Origin of the sequence: Legionella dresdenensis, from assembly GCF_042649825.1 — a bacterium.
Taxonomy (GTDB): domain Bacteria; phylum Pseudomonadota; class Gammaproteobacteria; order Legionellales; family Legionellaceae; genus Legionella_C; species Legionella_C dresdenensis.
Genome location: NZ_JBHSAB010000001.1, coordinates 154,212 through 172,510 on the forward strand (window position 1 = coordinate 154,212; position 18,299 = coordinate 172,510).

Consider the following 18,299-nt stretch of genomic DNA (forward strand, 5'->3'; position numbering starts at 1 on the left):
CCCCGTGAAGGCGAGGATGACCGGAAAACTGGGTTTTTCAATAAATTGGAGTTGTTATGAAGTTACAGAAAGGTTTTTCATTAATTGAAATTATGGTTGTGGTGGTAATTTTGGGTATCCTGGCATCCATTGTTGTGCCCAAAATCATCAGCCGCCCGGATGAGGCACGTGCAGTCAAAGCCAAACAGGATGTACTTGCAATCCAGAATGCGCTTGATTTATATAAGCTGGATAATGGTTTTTATCCATCAACCGATCAAGGATTAATGGCGCTGGTTGAAAAACCGGACAGCACTCCAACACCTCATAACTGGAAACAGTATCTTAAATCACTGCCTAAAGATCCATGGGGAAGGGATTACTTATATTTAAACCCGGGCGAACATGGTGAAACCGATGTATTTACTCTGGGTGCGGACGGTCAGACAGGCGGTAACGGCATTGATGCTGAAATCGGTAATTGGGATGCGCGTTAGCCGCTGTCATCAACAAGGGTTTACCCTGATTGAAATTCTGGTAGTACTGTTGATAATCGGGATTGTCAGCAGTGCTGCCCTGCTTGCTTTTGGGGATTTTGGCGCCCGGCGTAAAGCTATCGTTTCAGCGGAGCAATTTGCCGCTTATATCAAATTAGTCCAGCAAAAGGCAATTCTGGAAATGAATACCTTGGGAATCAAAATTGAAAGCCAGGGCTATCAGGCATTCCGTTTTGAGGATGGCAGTAACTGGAAAGCCATTAATTCAAACAACCTGTTTCGCTGGCATGCGTTCCCTCGCAACATTATCGTTAAACTGTCCAACGCAGCAAAAAGCAAAAATCACCCTGATATTATTATCAATCCATCAGGCGATATGAGTGACTTCGCGCTTGATTTTGGTACTGATAGTGAAGCTGGCATTGCAATATTATATGGCCGGCAAGATGGCAGATTGACTCTGCAGACGGGAGTTAAATGAACAAAAAACACGTCTCTGATCGCGGATTCACCTTAATTGAAGTGCTACTGGCGCTGGTGATTATTGCAATTGCCCTGACTGCATTAATGAAAGCAACAACAGAGGATGTGGCTCTGACCCAACGTTTAAAGGAAAAAACCTTAAGCCATTGGGTTGCGGCTCAGGGTGTTTCGATGATCCAGCTCGGATTATTGCCTATGGCCGCCAATCAGGAAGCGTCGCAAGTCACGCGTATTGCCGGCCAGCGCTGGTACTGGCGCGCAAAGATTTCAACGACTGCTCTGGCACATGTTGATCAGATTACAATTACTGTCAGTAAAAATGAAACCGGCCCTTTTATTGACCCGCTTATTGCTTATAAGTTTCGCCATGAATAGAAAAAATGGATTTACACTAATTGAAATTTTGATTGCGCTGGCAGTATTTGCCATTTTGGCGACCATAACTTCTTCTGCGATGTATTATGCTTTTTCGACCCGATCACGACTTAATACCCATGCCGATAAGCTGACTGAACTGCAAATCGCACTCACACTGATTGCACGTGATGCCGAACAAGTCGTGAATCGACCTGTTCATAAGGGTGAGTCAATCCTGTTACCGGCTTTTATCGGAAAATCGAATTATGTGGAATTAACCCGTAATGGCATTGCTAATCCGGGGGCGGTAGAACAAAGAAGCACATTAAAACGCGTTGCTTTGATATGTAGTGGAAAACAGCTCATCCGACGCAGCTGGACAATCCTTGATGCAAACGGGCATAAGCAATACCAGGATAAAGTATTGCTTGACGATTTAACCAAATGCCGGATCTCTTACTTATCAGCAACACTGCAGATTCTACAGGAGTGGCACGAAACCGTTTCGTCTCGACGTGAGCCACTACCGAAGGCGATTCAGCTTGATATTACCCTTAAAAACTGGGGTAATATGAATTTTTTATTTATCATTCCCAAGGCGGTTTATGGCAGGATGCAAATTTAAAGGCAGCGCACTAATCTCAGCGCTATTTATTATGACTATGGTCGCCATTGCCGCCACTGCCATGAGTATGCGCCTGCAGCTTGATATTTACCGTACTCATATGACTATATTGGCAGATAAAGTCTATCTGGCATCACAATACGGCACTTTTTGGGCAATGGATATGCTGGCCGGCAGTAAAAATAAAATCATTCGGACAGATGGTAACGGACTAGCGTTTTCTCTGCCGGCAAGTATGCAATCGGTCTATCCAAATATGCAAATTGTCAGTGAAGTATATGATTTACAAGGTCGCTTTAATGTCAATAATCTTTCTGATGAACGCTATTATCTTGCTTTTTTACGGTTACTGAAAAAAGTACTGCCTGAAACCAATGACGGCGAACAGAAAAAAATTGCCCAGGCGTTGCGTGAATGGGTCAGCGCTTATATACCTGGCAATCGTAACAGTTTTTCAGGCTATTATCTTGGGCAGAAACCCTCCTATTTACCTGCCCATTTGCCGCTGCAAAGCATATCAGAACTGCGCCTGGTTTATGGCATTACGCCCAATGTTTATAATAAACTCAAAAATTATGTTACCGCCCTTCCAGAGCCGACAGCAATTAATATTAACAGCGCCCCTCAACCAGTTTTATATTCCCTCGCGCATGGGTTAAATCAGACACGAATCGAGGAATTAACAGCGGCTCGGGGTAAAAAAGGATTTAAAAATCAGAAAAAAATGGAACCGGTTTTGAAAAAACTCAATATCAATAATAACCTGCTTACTTTGGAAAGCAGTTACTTTCTAAGCATAACCACAGTGAAGGCAGAGGATATCAAACTTACCAACTTTTCAATCATCAAGCGGGTTAGAAATAATAAGAATAAAACAATGATTAGCCTGGTATCGGAAAGTTTAAATGCAATGTAAAATTTGTCATCCCCGCGAAGGCGGGGATCCATCCATCAGACAAGGCAAAGAGTCAACTTGAGAGATGGATTCCCGCCTTCGCGGGAATGACAGAATCCTTAATTTAAGGGCAGTGTGACTGAACGGCCCTATAAATCAGGTTACTCTTCCATACTGCTATCCTCAATAACCGGTTTTTTATCTTTCAATTCATTAAACAATTGCTCACCCTCTTTCAGCTGCTGTTGAGTCAACATAGGCAGAAGCCGGTTTAATTCGCGCTCGGCCTGTTCATTTTTATTGGTGGCAGACAACTTCAACCAGGCATACGCTTTGACATTGTCTTTGGTCACGCCTAAACCCGCAAGATACAGGTAGCCTAACTTTCCTTGCGCCACGACATTGCCTTGCGCAGCTGAGCGTCCAAACCAATAGGCGGCCTTTTGGTAATCTTTATCAAGCCCCAGACCGGCCAATAGCATTTGTCCATATTCAACTTGAGCTTCATCATCACCCGCTTCAGCCGCACTATGATACCAATAAGCCGCTTTTTCGGGATTTCTTTCTGTTCCCAGGCCATTCATATATTGATAAGCCAGATAAACCTGTGCGCTGCGATGACCTTGATTCGCTGCTCGTGAAAACCAATAAGTCGCGGCACGATCATCACGCTCAATGCCATACTCGCCGCTGTATAGCAAACCAAGACTGTATTCCCCTTTAGCGTCGCCCTGTTGCGCAGCTTTCTCATACCAGTAACGAGCCTTTTCAACATCTTTGTCTACGCCTTCGCCGGTCATATATTGATACCCAAGGTTAACCTGCGCTTTGGCATATCCCTGTTCTGATGATTTTTTAAACCATTCAAATGCGTTTTTATCGTTTTTTATAACCCCATCGCCAGTTGCATACATGAGCCCAAGATTACGCTGGGCAATTGCATTGCCCTGTTGGGCTGATTTCAGGTACCACTTAAAGGCTTCCTGATAATTCTGTTCAAAACCGTTACCGCTATCGTATAAAAAGCCAAGACTTAACTGAGCAAGAGGATTATCTTTTTCGGCGGCCTTTCGGTACCACTCACCTGCTTTGACGGCGTCCTGATTAACACCATAACCATATTGATACATACGGCCAATTAAATACATTGCTTCGGCGTTTCCACTATTGGCAGCCTGAATCAAGTGAGGGTATGCAGTATTATAATCACCGTTTTCATAAGCAGAAAAACCTATAATTTCATCGGCAAAGGCTACATTTGCAGCAAGGCATAAACTCAAAATATGGACTCGCATTGTTATTCCTTTTTATCTCCTATACTACAAAGATTAGGATATTCAGCGCGTAAATCAACCTTAAGAGATTTTTTCTTACCTGTTATTGGCTACAATAGGCTAGTTAAACTATACCTGATAAGCATGAAAATGCTCTTTTTATTAAAGGGAGTCGACATGAACAACCTGAATAATAAAATTATTCTGATTACCGGCGCCTCAAGCGGCATCGGACAAGCCTGCGCTAATCTACTCGCTGCCAATGGTGCGCATCTGATATTAACTGCGAGGAGGGTTGACCGATTAACGGCACTCGCTGATCAGTTATCTGAATCCTGTAATATCCGCTGCCTGCCTTTACAGCTTGATATCCGGGATCGGGAAGCTGTCGAGAAGCTGATTAATTCATTACCTTCCGATTGGCAATCAATTTACGGCCTTATTAATAATGCCGGTCTGGCATTGACAACTGATCCCATACAACAAGGCAATACAGAGAACTGGGATACCATGATCGACACCAATCTGAAAGGATTACTTTACATCAGCCGCAGTATTTTACCCGGGATGCTTGCGCGTAATGCCGGTCATATCGTCAATATCGGCTCTATTGCCGGGCAAGATTGCTATGTTAACGGGAATGTTTATAGCGCTACCAAACATGCGGTACGGTCCATTACCAAGTCAATGCGGCTGGATTTGGCCGGCAGCCCGGTTCGAGTCACTGAAATAGCGCCTGGCGCGGTTGAAACTGAATTTAGCATTGTCCGCTGGAACGATAAACAAAGAGCTGATGAATTTTACCAGGACTTCAACCCGTTACTGCCGCACGATATTGCCGATGCAGTATTATACTGCCTGACTCGCCCTGCGCATGTCGATATTGCTGAAATGACTATTATGGCTACGGATCAAGCCGGGTGTAGTGTGATTAGCAGGAAAGGACGGAAATCTGTATAAAGCCGGTTGGAGCTTTACACTCCTATAGCGAAGTGAAATGTTGGGCTTTACAGCCCAACACTCCTTATAATAAAAGCCTGCAATTATGCAAACGCTATTTATTTAGATGCGAATCATGACTGCCTTTCGCACCAGTAAGCGGTCTTGTGCTCTTTAAGTCTTCCCTGTCCAGCTCAACAATGGATGCAATACGTTTTTTCAAGTTCTGGTGTTTAAGGTGTTTATCATTTCTGAACCATGCGCTGAAAAACATAAAGACCTCCATTTCTTTAGCTTATTTAATTTAACCATAGTTCAGAATTGAAATTTTGCAATTATCTGTTATCCCGCAACGCCGACAATACTTTCTCTGCCGCCAGCTGAGTTGCCTTAATTTCACTATCGCCATGGGCAGTGGAAACAAAACCGGCCTCATACATGGAAGGAGCCAGATAAATTCCCTGCTTTAACATCCCATGATAAAACTTTTTGAATAATGCCTCATCAGAAGCGGCGACATCATTATAATCTTCAACCTGTGCTTTTTCGTTAAAACAAAAACCGAACATACCCCCAAGTGATGCGCTGCAAAAAGGAATCGCCAGAGATTCTGCAACATCGGCAAGCCCTTTTATCAAGGAAAGAGTAACCGTGCTTAACTGCTGGTAAAACCCCGGTTTTTCCAGCTCGGTTAATGTTGCAATACCTGCCGCCATTGCCAGAGGATTACCCGACAATGTACCCGCCTGATAAACGCTGCCTTCCGGCGCCAGATGGGCCATAATGTCTGCTCGTCCGCCTATAGCGCCAACAGGCATACCGCCGCCGATGACTTTTCCAAGTGTAGTCAGATCAGGGGTAATGCCATACACCGCCTGAGCGCCTCCCAGGGCAACCCGGAAACCGGTCATCACTTCATCAAATATCAGCACGGAATTGTATTGATCGCATAGCTTGCGTAAACCAGCGAGAAAATCAGGCCTGGGCATTACAAATCCCATATTACCGGCAACAGGTTCAAGGATAATCCCGGCAATATCCTCTGGAAACTGCTCAAACAACGCTTTCACTTGCTCAAGGCTGTTAAAATCCGCTGTCAGAGTATGTTCAGTGATACTTTTCGGTATACCCGGAGTAGAAGGGATACCCAAAGTCAACAATCCTGATCCGGCCTTAACCAGCAAGCCGTCGCTATGCCCATGATAGCAACCGTTAAACTTAATGATTTTATTCTTGCTGGTATAACCGCGCGCAAGCCGAATTGCAGTCATTGTCGCCTCAGTACCTGAATTAACCATACGGACTTTTTCAATTGACGGCATCAGCGTAATTATCTTTTTGGCCAAAATAACTTCTAATTCTGTCGGCGCGCCAAAACTCATACCGCTATGTAAAACAGAACTTACTGCTTCCACAACCTGTGGATGGCAATGACCAAGAATTAACGGTCCCCAGGATCCGACATAATCGATATATCGGTTATCGTCTGCATCGGTTAAATAGGCCCCCTCGCCTTTTTTAAAAAACAGCGGATTTCCGCCAACTCCTTTAAATGCTCTTACCGGGGAATTAACACCGCCAGGGATTACTGCCTGCGCTTGCTGAAATAAGAATTCGGAGTTGCTCATTAAATCTCTCCATTAGGTCGAAACCCTGGATTCTAACAACGTTTGCCCAAATGAAAAAGAAAAACCTCTGCAATTCCCTCTTTGCATTCTTACCCTGAATAGGCTAAATTACCGATTTTGAATTAAAGGCGTGTTATGCAAGAGTACAAACGTTATATCTGTGTGATTTGTGGTTTTATTTATGATGAAGCCGAAGGTTGGCCTGAAGACGGTATCGAACCAGGAACTCGCTGGGAAGATGTGCCGGAAAACTGGTTTTGCCCTGATTGCGGCGCAGGTAAAGAAGATTTTGAGATGGTTGAAATGGATGAATAAAGCCGTAATCAAAACGGCTTTACCACTACCAGGATTACAATCCCGATCAGGAATATAATCGGAACTTCATTATATATACGAAAAAACAGCCCGCTGTGACGGTTTTCATTGCGGGCAAAGCGCTTCAGATAATGACCATTCAGTAAATGATAGCCCCACAGGCAAATAACCAGACTTAGCTTGCCATGCATCCAGCCTGCCTTAAGATAATAGGACAAATTGTAGCTAAGCAGCCATAAGCCTAAAACGGTAGTTAATACCGCTGCCGGCCAGGTAATACCATAGTGCAACCGGCGCTCCATAACTTTGAACCGTTCGATTCCAGCAGCATCTGTTGTCTGGGAATGGTAAACAAACAACCGTGGCAGATAGAACAAACCCGCAAACCAGGCAACCATTGCAACGATATGAAACGCCTTGACATACAGCATGAATTTACCTGCCTTTCTTTCGCGAGCTCTTGATTAAATTCAGTGTTTCTACTCCCAATGAAAATCCCATTGCAAAATAAACATAGGCACGAGGAATATGGAATGAGAAACCGTCTGCTACCAAAACCATACCGATCAATATCAGAAAGCTCAACGCCAGCATTTTAATTGTTGGATGACGGTCGATAAATTTGCTGACAGGCTCACTGGCATAAATCATTACCAGAATCGCACAGGTAATAGCCAGTGCCATAACCCAAAACCGGTTTGTCAGCCCAATAGCGGTCAGCACGCTATCCAGGGAGAAAATAATATCCATTAGAGCAACCTGGGCTACAACACTGGTAAAGGTGGCCGAGCGGGCATTGACTGCTTTCCCCTCATTGGAGTCTTCTCCCATTTCACGGTGAATTTCCTGTGTTGCCTTGACAATCAGAAAGGCTCCGCCAGCCAATAAAAATAAATCACGCGCAGAAAAGGAAAAGGTATCCCAGGTGAACAGCGGTGTTGTCAGTTTGGCAAGCCAGACCGCAGAAGCCAGTAGACATAGCCGTGATACCCAGGCAAAAGTAAGCCCCCAACGCCGAGCGCTGCGCCGTTGTTCGGCTGGCAGTTTTTCAGTCAGAATTGAAAGCAGCACCAGATTGTCAATTCCAAGGACTATTTCAAGAATAGTCAAAGCTGACAGACTTAATAAAATATCTATAATTTCCATTGTTATCCTGGTTAGTAAATCTGTTTTGTTGGGTCAAACGACCCAACCTACTCTAATTTACCCTAACGTAGGTTGGGCTGTGAAGCCCAACATTCGATCTTGAATCAGCTATAGTTGTTGGGCTTTACAGCCCAAACCTACATAAATCAAGGTCCGAATGCCCTTGAATTTCTACCTTAAATCGCTCTTAGGCTGTAATATTTAAATTCAGCTATTTTACTTAGTTTACATCTTAGTTATAATAGGCAGCGTTATACAACTAAATGTGAGTACTGGCAATAATTAAATTATTCAAAAAGCTGTTACGCCGCTCCCGGGCGAAGCATGAGCCGCAGAAGGCAAATTATATCATTCCGCGTAATCAGCATAAATTATCAAAAACAGATATCAGCAATAATGCTCTGAAGGTGCTTAACCGCCTCAATAGTGCCGGTTTTCAAGCTTACCTCGTCGGCGGCAGCGTGCGTGATTTACTTTTGGGTAAAGTTCCCAAGGACTTTGATGTTGCAACCAATGCAACACCCAACCAAATCCGCAGCCTGTTCCGAAACGCACGTATTATTGGCCGCAGGTTCAAGCTGGTTCATATTATTTTTCATCGTGACATTATCGAAGTCGCTACGTTCAGAGGCAATGAAACAGTGGCTGAGGATCAGCAAACAAACGATAAAGGCATGCTGGTGCGGGATAATGTTTACGGGACGCTGGATGAAGATGCCTGGCGGCGCGATTTCACTATCAACTCGCTGTATTATAATATTGATGACGCATCTATTGTAGATTTTACCGGCGGTGTTGCCGATGTTCACAATCGTCTGCTCAGGATTATCGGCGATGCAGATGTACGTTACCAGGAAGATCCGGTCAGAATGCTGCGTGCTGTTCGATTCAGCGCCAAATTGCACTTTAGCATTTCGCCTGAAACTGCAGAACCCATCAAGCGTCTAAGTCATTTAATCCGGCATGTTTCAAGCTCACGCCTTTTTGACGAGATGACTAAACTCTATCAGTGCGGTGCAGCTGGCGCTGTACAACAACTACTGGAAGAACATGGTTTATTCAGGCAATTATTTCCTTTAACCCATGACTTATTGGACAGCCAATATCCAACCAGGGCTTTATTGAAAATTGCTCTGGAAAATACTGACACTCGCATCCATGATGACAAACCGGTTACGCCTGCGTTTTTATATGCCGTCCTGCTCTGGTTCCCCTTAAAGCAAAAAGCACGCGAATTACAGGCTGAGGAGCATTTACCGCCGTTACCTGCGCTGGAAATGGCAATGTCAAGTGTTATTAATGAACAAAACCAGATCATTACTATTCCCAAACGCTTCAGCCAGATTATTCGTGAAATGTGGTTGCTGCAGTTCCGTTTTCCAAAGCGTTTTGGTAACAAGGCATTCACCCTGCTGCAACATCCCCGTTTCCGTGCAGCCTATGATTTCCTTGCGCTTAGAGCACTGGTTGGCGATGAGTCAATCGAGCTGGCTGAGTGGTGGACAACATTTCAGGATGCCTCGGAAACCGAACAGCAAACGATGGTAACTACACTTAACTCTGCAGGCAGCAGCAAAAAGCCTCGCCGCAAACGAAAACGAGTAAAGGCTGTACAATAATGACGCTGTGTTATCTCGCGTTAGGCAGTAATTTGAAAACATCTGAGCGCCAGATTCGTCTGGCCATAGCACGGCTAAGAACTCTGCCATCGACCCGTGTGCTGGAAGTTGCCGAGCTTTACAAAAACAAAGCATGGGGGCGGAGAACACAGCCCAATTTTTGTAATACCGTTGTTTCCATCCGTACCAACCTGACACCTGAACAACTTTTAGCTCAATGCAAAAAAGTAGAAAACAGGCAGGGCCGCTACCGTCGGGTAAAATACGGAGCGCGTACTCTGGATGTCGATATTCTGTTTTACGGCAATCGCAAAATTAATAAACCGGATTTAATCATTCCGCACCCCCGTTTACACGAGCGGGACTTTGTATTAATTCCCCTGCAACAACTTCTAAGGCCTGCTAAACACCGCTGGACTCCGCAGATAAAGCAGCGAACGTAGAGGTCCTGCTAACCTTGAACTATAATAAAAATACCGAATTTATCCAAGGGTTATTAATAATGAAAAAAATACTATTATGCTTTTTAATCCTGAGCATGGCTACTACCCTCACAGGATGCTGGACAAACAAATCCGGAAAAAAATCCGGGGTTATAGTAAAAGTAGCAAAAGAGGGCCGTTATTGGGGCACGTACGAAGGCGAGCTAATCCGTGGCGGCCTTGAAAATGCCAGTGGTGTAACTGGCCGTGCGTTCCTGTTTACGTTAGGTCAATTTAAATCAGACCTGGTTGATAAAGCTCAAAGCGCGATGGAAAGCAATAAGCACGTCATCATTACCTACCATTGTGAAGAGTTCGTCTTCCCATGGCGAGGTGAAACCAACTGCTTTGCAGATGATATAAAAATACTTGACAATAAACCCTGATTTGCCAGCTTCATTGCCCTATCAGATGGTTTCGTTTACACTGAAGATATATTGAGCATTGGCAGGGAGAGAATCATGTTTAAGACAATATTGCACGCGACTGATCTGAGCGAAAGCCACTTTAATCTCTGCCAACAGGCTGCACGTTTGGCAGAAGATACCGGAGCAACTTTGTATTTACTGCATGTGATAGAAACGCCTGCCTCGCTCCAGATTGCCCAGACTTTAGGATTTGCGGAACTGGCTAATCCAGCTAAAGAAGATGCCGAAACGGTGATGAATGTCGTTGGCGAAGCATTAAATATCCCCAGTGAGCGTCTTTTTGTAGAAATTGGTTCTGCATATAAACATATTCTGAATAAAATTAAAGAATTAAATTGCGATTTGGTTGTGCTGGGAACGCAGGCAGTTAATCATTTGCCAGCGTTTTTAGGAAGTACGGCAAATGCAGTGATTCATCAGGCGCCTTGTTCAGTGCTTACCTTGAAGATTTCCTAATTTTGAGATAAGGGAGTGTTGGGCTTTACAGCCCAACACTCCTTACTCCTACATTTCTATTTTTTCTTCTTTTTAATATGCTTCATTAAACGCTTTTTCTTATTAACCTGACGCTCGGATAATTTATTTTTCTTATGTTTAAATGGATTGGCCCCACCCTTGAACTCTACCTTGAGCGGTGTTCCAGTCAACTTCAAATGATTGATGAAAGCATTAGATAAATAACGCTTGTAGCTATCAGGCAAAGCATCCAACTGATTACCGTGAATAACAATCAGCGGCGGATTATGGCCGCCCATGTGGGCGTAGCGTAATTTAATTCTGCGTCCATTGACTGTCGGAGGATTGTGTTGGCTGACTAAATCCTGAAGCAAACGTGTCAGCATCGGGGTTGAGAATTTTTGAATTGCACTGGCATATGCCTGATCAATATCATTAAATAATAGACCGACACCACTGCCATGAAGCGCTGAAATATAGCGAATTTTTGCAAAATTGGTAAAATGCAGACGGCGCGCGAGCTCGGCTTTGACATGCTCTTTATGATCATTATCCAGCCCATCCCACTTATTTACAGCAATAACCAACCCCTTACCCGCCTCAATAATGAAGCTAAGTAAATGCATATCCTGATCAGTTAAACCCTCTTTAGCGTCCAGTAACATCAGACAAACATGCGATTCCTTGATCGATTGCAATGTTTTAATAATAGAAAATTTTTCAATTTTCAGATCAACTCGGGCTTTTCGCCTTACTCCTGCAGTATCAATCAGGGTATAGCTTTTCTCATCACGCTCAAATGGGATAGCAATACTGTCACGGGTTGTGCCGGGCATATCATACACTACGACCCGCTCTTCACCCAGAACCCGATTGATTAGAGTAGATTTACCAACATTAGGTCTTCCAACGAATGCAATTTTAACTGACTCTTTCTCATCAGTTGCTATTTCAGGTTCAGCAAAATCAGCAGTCAGATCCCTTAATAACAGGCTCATTCCCTGCCCGTGCGATGCTGATACCGGATGAACATTGGCAAAGCCAAGCCGTTGGAAGTCTGAACAAGCGACTTCATCCTGTATTCCTTCAGCTTTATTCACTACCAGAAATACAGGTTTGTTAATCTTTCTTAACTGACCGGCAATTGTCTCATCAATACCAGTCAAACCGGCGCGCGCGTCAACCATGAAAAGGACAACATCAGCCTCTTCCAGCGCCTGCGCAGACTGTCTGGACATGAGTTCATCTACAGCGATGTCATCAACGCCGATACCACCCGTATCCACAACAATAAACGGTTTATCTTCAAATTTGGCTTCTCCGTACTGTCTATCCCTGGTAAGTCCCGGAAAATCAGCGACCAGCGCATCCTGCGTACGCGTCATACGATTAAACATAGTGGATTTGCCTACATTAGGCCGACCCACTAAAGCTACAACTGGAATCATGAATTAGCTCACAGAAATTCGATTTAATCTGCCATTGGCAGTCATCACATAGACATTATTGTTGTCTACTGTCGGGGCGATTATAATGGCTCCTGACAATTGCGTTCTTGCCAGAAACTCGCCATTTTGTGTTGACAACACGTGCAACATACCGGTTTTATCGCCGATTATCAGACGATTACCTGATAGTACAGGCTCAGTCAGCCCACGGGCTTTCAACCCTACCTGTTTCCAACTGACCTTGCCGGTTTTTTTGCTGAGCGCCCATACAACATCATCACTGTCTGTCATATAGAGCGTATCACCGCCGATAACAATATTTTTATAGGTAGACGCCGGTTTGCGCCAGACAAATTCGCCATTGGCAAGAGATAAAGCGCCGACATAGCCCTGATAGCTTGCCAGATAAGCGGTATCACCTTGTACTATGGGATCTGCATCGATATCAACCAGCCGCTCCACATCACTTGAGCCGCTGGCATAAGCGATGCTTCGTTGCCATAAGACTTCACCTGACTCAATATCGACAGCATCGAGTTTGCCATCGGAATACCCCACCAGTATCAGGCGGTTATCGACAACTATCGGAGATGAGCTGGCTTTCAATATCAGGCTGGGCGAACCATGGTCCGTAAGCCATAACTGTTTACCAGAATTTAAATCAAACGCATACAGGTTACCGTCGATCGTTTTAGCGATTACCTTATTATGAGCAATAACAGGCTTGGACAGAACATCGCTTGATACTCGAGTCTGCCAGGCTTCTTCGCCGTTTGACTCTTTTAAGATAACAATTTTGGCATCATCTGTACCAACAGCAATATGGCCTGCGGCGACAGTCGGGCCACTGACTATGTTGGAACTGATTTTCTTATTCCAGACTAAATTGCCATTTTGCTTATTAATGGCATTAATTATACCACTGGCATCAGCCGTATAGATAATATTTCCAACAGTGACTGGTTTCAGCTTTAAAAACGTGGTGCTTTTAAGCGTTGAACCCGCAACAACATCCCACTTTGTTTTTAATTTCTGTTTGGCAGTTATTGGCTCAAGCGCTGACGGTGCTGGCGTGTTATCTTTACCCAACATATAATCATCTACTGTTGAGCATGACGTCAAGCCTGCCAATAATGCAAGAGACAGTACAGTTTTTTTCATTAACAACCCCTTTTATTATCAGGCAGAACGCGGTGCGCTAGCGCCAACGTTCATTGATTGCGTCAAGGTAGCCAGTTCATTAGTTTTCATTTCAAGGTATTGATTACCAATACCATTGGTCCTGGCTTCACTAATCGCATCTTTATATGCAACCGCTGCCTGCTGATAATTACCAGTAGCAGTATAAATATCGCCTTTCAGCTCATTGATTAGCGGCATATAGGAATCATCATCAACAGTAGCCAATTCGCCGATAGCCTTATCATATGCCTTCTGCGCAGCCATTATCCTTGCGATCCGCAAACGGGCTACCTGCCGTAATGCTTTCAGCCTGGAATGAGAAGCAACATATTCCAACGGTTCCAGTGCTTTATCCAGCTTGTCTCGCGAGACATACAATTTTGCAAGCGTCATTCGTGCTGCATCGGCATAGACAGTATCACTAAATTGCTGAGTTAACTGGTTAGCATAGGCTTTAATCGCCTTGTTATCATGATTGGAAAACGCAACCATTAAATGCTCATAAGCGTTAGAAGCCTGGGTGTTAACTTTATTTTCGTGCCACTGCCAGTACCTATATCCCGATGCCGCAAGCAAAATAACCGATAAAATAATAGTAATTGGCGTACTATAGCGGCGCCACCATTTTTTAATTGCTTCAATTTGCTCTTCTTCTGTCATATAAGTAGACATTTTTCTCTCCTGACCATCATCCAAAATGGCTTTTCAAATACTCGATGATCTTGTTCTGATCAACCGTCACCTGTTCTGCCTGCACCCGCAGATTTTTAACACTAACCTGCCCGTTTCTCAACTCATCTTCACCAATTATTATCGCTAAATCAGCACTACTTTTATCTGCGCGTTTAAACTGGCTTTTGAAACCGCCGCCAGCCGTGTTAGTTATTACCTGAACAGCCGGGTAACACTCTCTGACTTGCTCGGCAACAACCAGTAACTTTTGCATGGCGTCATCATTAACAGCAATTAAGAATAACCCTTGTTGTTTGTTCTGCTCGCAAGCAACACCCAATGTTTCCATTAACAGTAACAACCTTTCAGCTCCCATGGCAAAACCTACTGCAGGAACAGAATTACCGCCTAATTGCTCAACAAGCGCGTCATATCGGCCGCCAGCACAAATCGTTGCCTGGCTGCCGAGTTTGTCGGTTACCCACTCAAAAACGGTATGGCCATAGTAGTCAAGACCACGAACCAAAAATGGATTAACTTCGAAAGGAATAGCTAATTGCTCAAGACCTGCACATAAATTATCGAACTTCATTCTGCTGTCTTCGCCCAAACTATCGATAAGCTTTGGCGCTTCAGCTAGCAAAGCCTGAACCTGAGGGTTTTTACTGTCCAGAATGCGTAATGGATTTTTATCGAGACGACGCTTGCTATCTTCATCCAGTTGTTCAAAATTCCGGTTGAAAAACTCAACCAGTTTTTCTTTATAAGCCTGTCTTTCGCTTAATTCGCCAAGGGAATTAATCTGCAGTGCTGTTGCCTGCTGAATACCGAGTCTTTGCCACAAACGCCAACACATGGCTATCAATTCCAGCTCAACTGCTGTACCTGCTATTCCCAGTGCTTCAACACCAAACTGGTGGAATTGACGATAGCGCCCTTTCTGGGGTTTTTCATGGCGAAACATAGCGCCGAAATACCAAAGCTTCTGCTGTTGATTATGTAACAGGCCATGCTCAAGACAGGCACGCAAACAGCTGGCAGTTCCCTCAGGCCGGAGGGTCAGGCTGTCGCCGTTTAAATCAGTGAACGTGTACATTTCCTTTTCGACTATATCGGTAATCTCACCGATACTGCGTTTGAACAGTTGCGTACTTTCAACTAAAGGGAAGCGGATTTCCTGATAACCATATTGATCCAGGCAGTGTTTAAATACTGACTCCAGATATTGCCAGGCGGAAATTTGTCCGGGCAAAACATCATTCATCCCTTTTACAGCCTGAATTCTCTCAACCACTGTGTGTCTCCGAGCTATCATCGCTTTCTACTGCAAACATTGATTGCATGCGGGATAAATCCGTCAGTTTTTGCTCCTGTTCAGATTTGCTGGCAACAGTCTGAGTTGCGGGAGCCGCGGTTTGTGCTTCTTTAATAGCAAAAAACGGTTGCGCGTCTTTGTTAGTATGCCACCAGATACCTACGGCAATAACGGCAGCCAGTACGACCAGAACCGTAAACCAGCGTACCATGCGCTCACCGAAATTTGACTCCCGCTTACTTTGCCAAAGCGCTTTCTCGACTTTACGCTCTGATGCATAACGATTGTTAAACGTTTCCAGTAAAGGATCAGGTGAAACTCCCAGCAGCTTGGCATACGCACGCAAATAGCCTTTAATGAATACTGGTTCAGGCATACTCTGGTAATCATCTGCTTCGAGCAACTCAATAATTTTAATGCGTAAATGCAGTTTCCCTGCGACATATTCCTGTGAAATGCCTTTCTTCTCTCTAAGGTGAGCCAGAAATGAGCCGGGATTTTCGTTATGGTTATTATTTATTTCATCCGCTGCCAAGGTCATACTCATATTTAACTCCGCTCTGATCTATTGGGTCAGTTAACTGACCATAGTATTCAATAAATTATCTATTTTTTGTTTATATTCAACTTCAAGCTCTGGTTTACCCGCTTTACGTGCTACTTCCAGCGCTAATTCAAGCAACGCTTTATCTTTTTGCACTATACTCTCATATTTTTTCAGGTTTAATAGAGCGCTGTTCAATTCATTCTCTTTTAATTCAACTGATATTAACTCATGCAGCGACTGCCTTCGTCTTGGGTCCTGATCCAGGGCCTTGATAAAGTAATTTTCAGCCTTGCGATAGTCAGGCACCGCTTCGGCACAAAGTCCTGCATTTTCATACGCGCCTGCAGTATGAACATAAGTTACATCATTAACCGCTTTTATAAAATACTTTTCAGCTTCTTTAAAATCACCCTGGCGGCAAAGGAAGGTACCATAATTGTTTAACTGCGCTCCGTTTTGGGGAGACAGCGACAATGCTTTTAAATAATATTTTTTTGCTTCCTCAATATTTCCTGTTTTTTCAAGATAATAAGCCATAGCTCCATTAGCCGATGGCGAGTCAGGCGCAAGATCCAGGGCAATCAGCAATTTTCTTTTAGCACGCGGCCGGTCTCCTTGCTTTAAATACGCAATACCCAATTGGGTATTGTAGGAAGCTGCATCATTGCGCTTCTGCCGCTTCTCTGCTTTTTCGGCAGCCTGCTCACTATTATGCTCACATGCTTGTAACAAGAGAAAAGGCATAATTAGTAAAAAACGTAATGATAATGGCAAAATTTAAACACCAATTAAGAAAATGTGGGGTTATTATACTCTAAATCGTTTAAAATGCGAGATATGGATTTGGTTTTGGCTAAGCAGAGAAATCATTACTGCATTTGTGCGGTGATTTCTTTGTCTTTTGGCATAAAGTGTAGTTTTTGCCAGCGTTGTGATCGACTGGTTCGGTCTTTTACTTTACCGGCAAGCTGACCGCAGGCTGCGTCAATATCGTCGCCACGGGTTTTACGGGTAATGGTATTAATGCCCTTTGCTATCAACATATCTCTGAATGCGTCAATACTCTGCTGTGGCGAACGCTCATACTGCGTCAGAGGGAAAGGATTAAACGGAATTAAATTGACTTTTGCAGGCACGTTTTTTAATAGTTTAATTAATTGCCGGGCATGTTCAGGCTGATCATTAACCCCTTTAAGCATAACGTATTCAAACGTCACTTTTCGTTTGGGTTCATCTTTAAAGTAACGCCGGCAGAGATCCATAAGTTCTGCAAGAGGATACTTTTTGTTGATCGGAACCAGTACATCACGTAATTCATCATTGGGTGCATGCAATGAAACAGCGAGCGAAACCGGGCTAACCTCCCGCAGTCTTTCAAGATCAGGCAGAACGCCGGAAGTGCTTAATGTTACCCGTTTCTTTGACAGGCCATAAGCAAAGTCGTCCATCATAATATCCATGGCGGCAACAACATTATCAAAATTAAGCAGGGGTTCACCCATCCCCATCATGACAACATTGGTAATGCGTTTATCATGGGCGCCGTCTTTTTGCGACAATTCCCTGACTGCCAGCCAAATCTGGCCAATAATTTCGGCAGTAGTCAGATTGCGGTTAAAACCCTGTTTGGCAGTAGAACAAAAACTGCAGTTAAGGGCGCAACCGACCTGAGATGACACACAGAGCGTACCTCGGGTCGCTTCCGGAATAAAGACAGTTTCAATACTGTTTCCGCAATCCAGTTTAAGCAACCACTTACAGGTACCATCCTGTGATTTTTGGCAGGCAATAATTTCGGGCAACCGAATTTCAGCGCTTTGCGCAAGTTTCTCTCGCAAAGCTTTTCCCAAATTACTCATTTGGGAAAAATCACTATAACCAGCCTGATGTATCCACTGCATCACCTGCTGCGCGCGAAAGGGTTTTTCGCCAATGGCGGTAAAAAACTCTCGCATCTGCGGGTAGTTAAAATTCAAAAGGTTGGTTTTTTCGCTCATTGCCTGCCTCAATAC

At 44.1% G+C, this 18,299-nt stretch carries 23 protein-coding genes; 11 read left to right on the plus strand and 12 right to left on the minus strand.

What is annotated here, in order from left to right; translation table 11 throughout:
- Window positions 1–56 precede the first annotated feature (56 nt).
- Genes lspG through gspK form a run of 5 tightly spaced genes read left to right on the plus strand, consistent with a single transcriptional unit; the run spans window position 57 to window position 2,857 of the window.
- Complete coding sequence (gene lspG, locus ACFORL_RS00730) at window positions 57–476, plus strand: GspG family T2SS major pseudopilin variant LspG (RefSeq protein ID WP_382340117.1); 420 nt, start codon at window positions 57–59, stop codon at window positions 474–476.
- A complete protein-coding gene (gene gspH, locus ACFORL_RS00735; protein ID WP_382340119.1) occupies window positions 397–957 on the plus strand; it encodes a type II secretion system minor pseudopilin GspH in 561 nt (186 codons plus the stop codon). Before lspG ends, gspH begins: the two co-directional genes overlap by 80 nt.
- Window positions 954–1,334 carry a type II secretion system minor pseudopilin GspI gene (gspI, locus tag ACFORL_RS00740; protein ID WP_382340120.1) on the plus strand — a complete coding sequence of 127 codons (381 nt, stop codon included), beginning with the start codon at window positions 954–956 and terminating at the stop codon, window positions 1,332–1,334. Before gspH ends, gspI begins: the two co-directional genes overlap by 4 nt.
- Window positions 1,327–1,941 (plus strand): GspJ family T2SS minor pseudopilin variant LspJ, encoded by a 615-nt coding sequence (gene lspJ / locus ACFORL_RS00745; RefSeq protein WP_382340122.1) that lies wholly within the window; start codon window positions 1,327–1,329, stop codon window positions 1,939–1,941. Before gspI ends, lspJ begins: the two co-directional genes overlap by 8 nt.
- Window positions 1,922–2,857, plus strand: coding sequence for a type II secretion system minor pseudopilin GspK (gene gspK / locus ACFORL_RS00750; RefSeq protein WP_382340124.1), 936 nt, complete (start codon window positions 1,922–1,924; stop codon window positions 2,855–2,857). Before lspJ ends, gspK begins: the two co-directional genes overlap by 20 nt.
- A gap of 140 nt (window positions 2,858–2,997) precedes the next feature.
- Here the strand turns inward: gspK and ACFORL_RS00755 are convergent, their stop codons facing one another.
- Window positions 2,998–4,131, minus strand: coding sequence for an SEL1-like repeat protein (locus tag ACFORL_RS00755; RefSeq protein ID WP_382340126.1), 1,134 nt, complete (start codon window positions 4,129–4,131; stop codon window positions 2,998–3,000).
- 156 nt (window positions 4,132–4,287) lie between these two features.
- Between ACFORL_RS00755 and ACFORL_RS00760 the strand changes: the two genes are divergently transcribed.
- Window positions 4,288–5,070 carry an SDR family NAD(P)-dependent oxidoreductase gene (locus ACFORL_RS00760; protein WP_382340128.1) on the plus strand — a complete coding sequence of 261 codons (783 nt, stop codon included), beginning with the start codon at window positions 4,288–4,290 and terminating at the stop codon, window positions 5,068–5,070.
- A gap of 94 nt (window positions 5,071–5,164) precedes the next feature.
- On the opposite strand, the gene ACFORL_RS00765 is transcribed toward ACFORL_RS00760, so the two are convergent.
- Together ACFORL_RS00765 and hemL are read right to left on the minus strand one after the other, a co-directional pair.
- The gene (locus ACFORL_RS00765) at window positions 5,165–5,323 is read right to left on the minus strand and encodes a hypothetical protein (RefSeq protein WP_382340129.1); all 159 of its coding nucleotides are present in this window, start codon (window positions 5,321–5,323) and stop codon (window positions 5,165–5,167) included.
- 61 nt (window positions 5,324–5,384) lie between these two features.
- A complete protein-coding gene (gene hemL / locus ACFORL_RS00770) occupies window positions 5,385–6,677 on the minus strand; it encodes a glutamate-1-semialdehyde 2,1-aminomutase (protein WP_382340131.1) in 1,293 nt (430 codons plus the stop codon).
- 135 nt (window positions 6,678–6,812) lie between these two features.
- Between hemL and ACFORL_RS00775 the strand changes: the two genes are divergently transcribed.
- Window positions 6,813–6,992 (plus strand): rubredoxin, encoded by a 180-nt coding sequence (locus tag ACFORL_RS00775; RefSeq protein WP_382340132.1) that lies wholly within the window; start codon window positions 6,813–6,815, stop codon window positions 6,990–6,992.
- Between the two features lie 8 nt (window positions 6,993–7,000).
- Here ACFORL_RS00775 and ACFORL_RS00780 read toward each other — a convergent pair whose 3' ends face one another.
- Together ACFORL_RS00780 and ACFORL_RS00785 are read right to left on the minus strand one after the other, a co-directional pair.
- On the minus strand, window positions 7,001–7,423 hold the full coding sequence (locus tag ACFORL_RS00780) for a CopD family protein (protein WP_382340134.1): 423 nt from the start codon (window positions 7,421–7,423) through the stop codon (window positions 7,001–7,003).
- A gap of 4 nt (window positions 7,424–7,427) precedes the next feature.
- Window positions 7,428–8,138 (minus strand): TerC family protein, encoded by a 711-nt coding sequence (locus ACFORL_RS00785; RefSeq protein WP_382340136.1) that lies wholly within the window; start codon window positions 8,136–8,138, stop codon window positions 7,428–7,430.
- 299 nt (window positions 8,139–8,437) lie between these two features.
- Between ACFORL_RS00785 and pcnB the strand changes: the two genes are divergently transcribed.
- From pcnB to ACFORL_RS00805, 4 genes are all read left to right on the plus strand, one after another.
- The gene (gene pcnB / locus ACFORL_RS00790) at window positions 8,438–9,757 is read left to right on the plus strand and encodes a polynucleotide adenylyltransferase PcnB (RefSeq protein ID WP_382340840.1); all 1,320 of its coding nucleotides are present in this window, start codon (window positions 8,438–8,440) and stop codon (window positions 9,755–9,757) included.
- Window positions 9,757–10,200 (plus strand): 2-amino-4-hydroxy-6-hydroxymethyldihydropteridine diphosphokinase, encoded by a 444-nt coding sequence (folK, locus tag ACFORL_RS00795; protein WP_382340137.1) that lies wholly within the window; start codon window positions 9,757–9,759, stop codon window positions 10,198–10,200. Before pcnB ends, folK begins: the two co-directional genes overlap by 1 nt.
- 59 nt (window positions 10,201–10,259) lie before the next feature.
- On the plus strand, window positions 10,260–10,625 hold the full coding sequence (locus ACFORL_RS00800) for a hypothetical protein (protein ID WP_382340139.1): 366 nt from the start codon (window positions 10,260–10,262) through the stop codon (window positions 10,623–10,625).
- 75 nt (window positions 10,626–10,700) lie between these two features.
- Entirely contained in the window at window positions 10,701–11,123 is a 423-nt protein-coding gene (locus ACFORL_RS00805) for a universal stress protein (RefSeq protein WP_382340141.1), read from the plus strand.
- A gap of 56 nt (window positions 11,124–11,179) precedes the next feature.
- On the opposite strand, the gene der is transcribed toward ACFORL_RS00805, so the two are convergent.
- From der to rlmN, 7 genes are all read right to left on the minus strand, one after another.
- Window positions 11,180–12,571: a ribosome biogenesis GTPase Der gene (der, locus tag ACFORL_RS00810; protein ID WP_382340143.1), complete on the minus strand. Its 1,392-nt coding sequence runs from the start codon at window positions 12,569–12,571 to the stop codon at window positions 11,180–11,182.
- Window positions 12,572–12,574: 3 nt separating this feature from the next.
- Window positions 12,575–13,732 (minus strand): outer membrane protein assembly factor BamB, encoded by a 1,158-nt coding sequence (bamB, locus tag ACFORL_RS00815; RefSeq protein WP_382340145.1) that lies wholly within the window; start codon window positions 13,730–13,732, stop codon window positions 12,575–12,577.
- An 18-nt stretch (window positions 13,733–13,750) separates the two neighbouring features.
- Window positions 13,751–14,425 carry a YfgM family protein gene (locus ACFORL_RS00820; RefSeq protein ID WP_382340147.1) on the minus strand — a complete coding sequence of 225 codons (675 nt, stop codon included), beginning with the start codon at window positions 14,423–14,425 and terminating at the stop codon, window positions 13,751–13,753.
- 16 nt (window positions 14,426–14,441) lie between these two features.
- Window positions 14,442–15,719: a histidine--tRNA ligase gene (hisS, locus tag ACFORL_RS00825; protein WP_382340148.1), complete on the minus strand. Its 1,278-nt coding sequence runs from the start codon at window positions 15,717–15,719 to the stop codon at window positions 14,442–14,444.
- Window positions 15,712–16,287, minus strand: coding sequence for a helix-turn-helix domain-containing protein (locus tag ACFORL_RS00830; protein WP_382340150.1), 576 nt, complete (start codon window positions 16,285–16,287; stop codon window positions 15,712–15,714). Before ACFORL_RS00830 ends, hisS begins: the two co-directional genes overlap by 8 nt.
- A gap of 30 nt (window positions 16,288–16,317) precedes the next feature.
- Entirely contained in the window at window positions 16,318–17,061 is a 744-nt protein-coding gene (gene pilW, locus ACFORL_RS00835; RefSeq protein ID WP_382340152.1) for a type IV pilus biogenesis/stability protein PilW, read from the minus strand.
- Window positions 17,062–17,156: 95 nt separating this feature from the next.
- Window positions 17,157–18,284 carry a 23S rRNA (adenine(2503)-C(2))-methyltransferase RlmN gene (gene rlmN, locus ACFORL_RS00840; RefSeq protein ID WP_382340154.1) on the minus strand — a complete coding sequence of 376 codons (1,128 nt, stop codon included), beginning with the start codon at window positions 18,282–18,284 and terminating at the stop codon, window positions 17,157–17,159.
- Window positions 18,285–18,299 lie beyond the last annotated feature (15 nt).

Excerpts from the sequence above, each read along its gene's own strand:
- lspG (WP_382340117.1), top strand. The coding sequence starts at position 57 with ATGAAGTTACAGAAAGGTTTTTCATTAATTGAAATTATGGTTGTGGTG.
- gspH (WP_382340119.1), top strand. The coding sequence starts at position 397 with ATGTATTTACTCTGGGTGCGGACGGTCAGACAGGCGGTAACGGCATTG.
- gspI (WP_382340120.1), top strand. The coding sequence starts at position 954 with ATGAACAAAAAACACGTCTCTGATCGCGGATTCACCTTAATTGAAGTG.
- lspJ (WP_382340122.1), top strand. The coding sequence starts at position 1,327 with ATGAATAGAAAAAATGGATTTACACTAATTGAAATTTTGATTGCGCTG.
- gspK (WP_382340124.1), top strand. The coding sequence starts at position 1,922 with ATGGCAGGATGCAAATTTAAAGGCAGCGCACTAATCTCAGCGCTATTT.
- ACFORL_RS00755 (WP_382340126.1), bottom strand. The coding sequence starts at position 4,131 with ATGCGAGTCCATATTTTGAGTTTATGCCTTGCTGCAAATGTAGCCTTT.
- ACFORL_RS00760 (WP_382340128.1), top strand. The coding sequence starts at position 4,288 with ATGAACAACCTGAATAATAAAATTATTCTGATTACCGGCGCCTCAAGC.
- ACFORL_RS00765 (WP_382340129.1), bottom strand. The coding sequence starts at position 5,323 with ATGTTTTTCAGCGCATGGTTCAGAAATGATAAACACCTTAAACACCAG.
- hemL (WP_382340131.1), bottom strand. The coding sequence starts at position 6,677 with ATGAGCAACTCCGAATTCTTATTTCAGCAAGCGCAGGCAGTAATCCCT.
- ACFORL_RS00775 (WP_382340132.1), top strand. The coding sequence starts at position 6,813 with ATGCAAGAGTACAAACGTTATATCTGTGTGATTTGTGGTTTTATTTAT.
- ACFORL_RS00780 (WP_382340134.1), bottom strand. The coding sequence starts at position 7,423 with ATGCTGTATGTCAAGGCGTTTCATATCGTTGCAATGGTTGCCTGGTTT.
- ACFORL_RS00785 (WP_382340136.1), bottom strand. The coding sequence starts at position 8,138 with ATGGAAATTATAGATATTTTATTAAGTCTGTCAGCTTTGACTATTCTT.
- folK (WP_382340137.1), top strand. The coding sequence starts at position 9,757 with ATGACGCTGTGTTATCTCGCGTTAGGCAGTAATTTGAAAACATCTGAG.
- ACFORL_RS00800 (WP_382340139.1), top strand. The coding sequence starts at position 10,260 with ATGAAAAAAATACTATTATGCTTTTTAATCCTGAGCATGGCTACTACC.
- ACFORL_RS00805 (WP_382340141.1), top strand. The coding sequence starts at position 10,701 with ATGTTTAAGACAATATTGCACGCGACTGATCTGAGCGAAAGCCACTTT.
- der (WP_382340143.1), bottom strand. The coding sequence starts at position 12,571 with ATGATTCCAGTTGTAGCTTTAGTGGGTCGGCCTAATGTAGGCAAATCC.
- bamB (WP_382340145.1), bottom strand. The coding sequence starts at position 13,732 with ATGAAAAAAACTGTACTGTCTCTTGCATTATTGGCAGGCTTGACGTCA.
- ACFORL_RS00820 (WP_382340147.1), bottom strand. The coding sequence starts at position 14,425 with ATGTCTACTTATATGACAGAAGAAGAGCAAATTGAAGCAATTAAAAAA.
- ACFORL_RS00830 (WP_382340150.1), bottom strand. The coding sequence starts at position 16,287 with ATGAGTATGACCTTGGCAGCGGATGAAATAAATAATAACCATAACGAA.
- rlmN (WP_382340154.1), bottom strand. The coding sequence starts at position 18,284 with ATGAGCGAAAAAACCAACCTTTTGAATTTTAACTACCCGCAGATGCGA.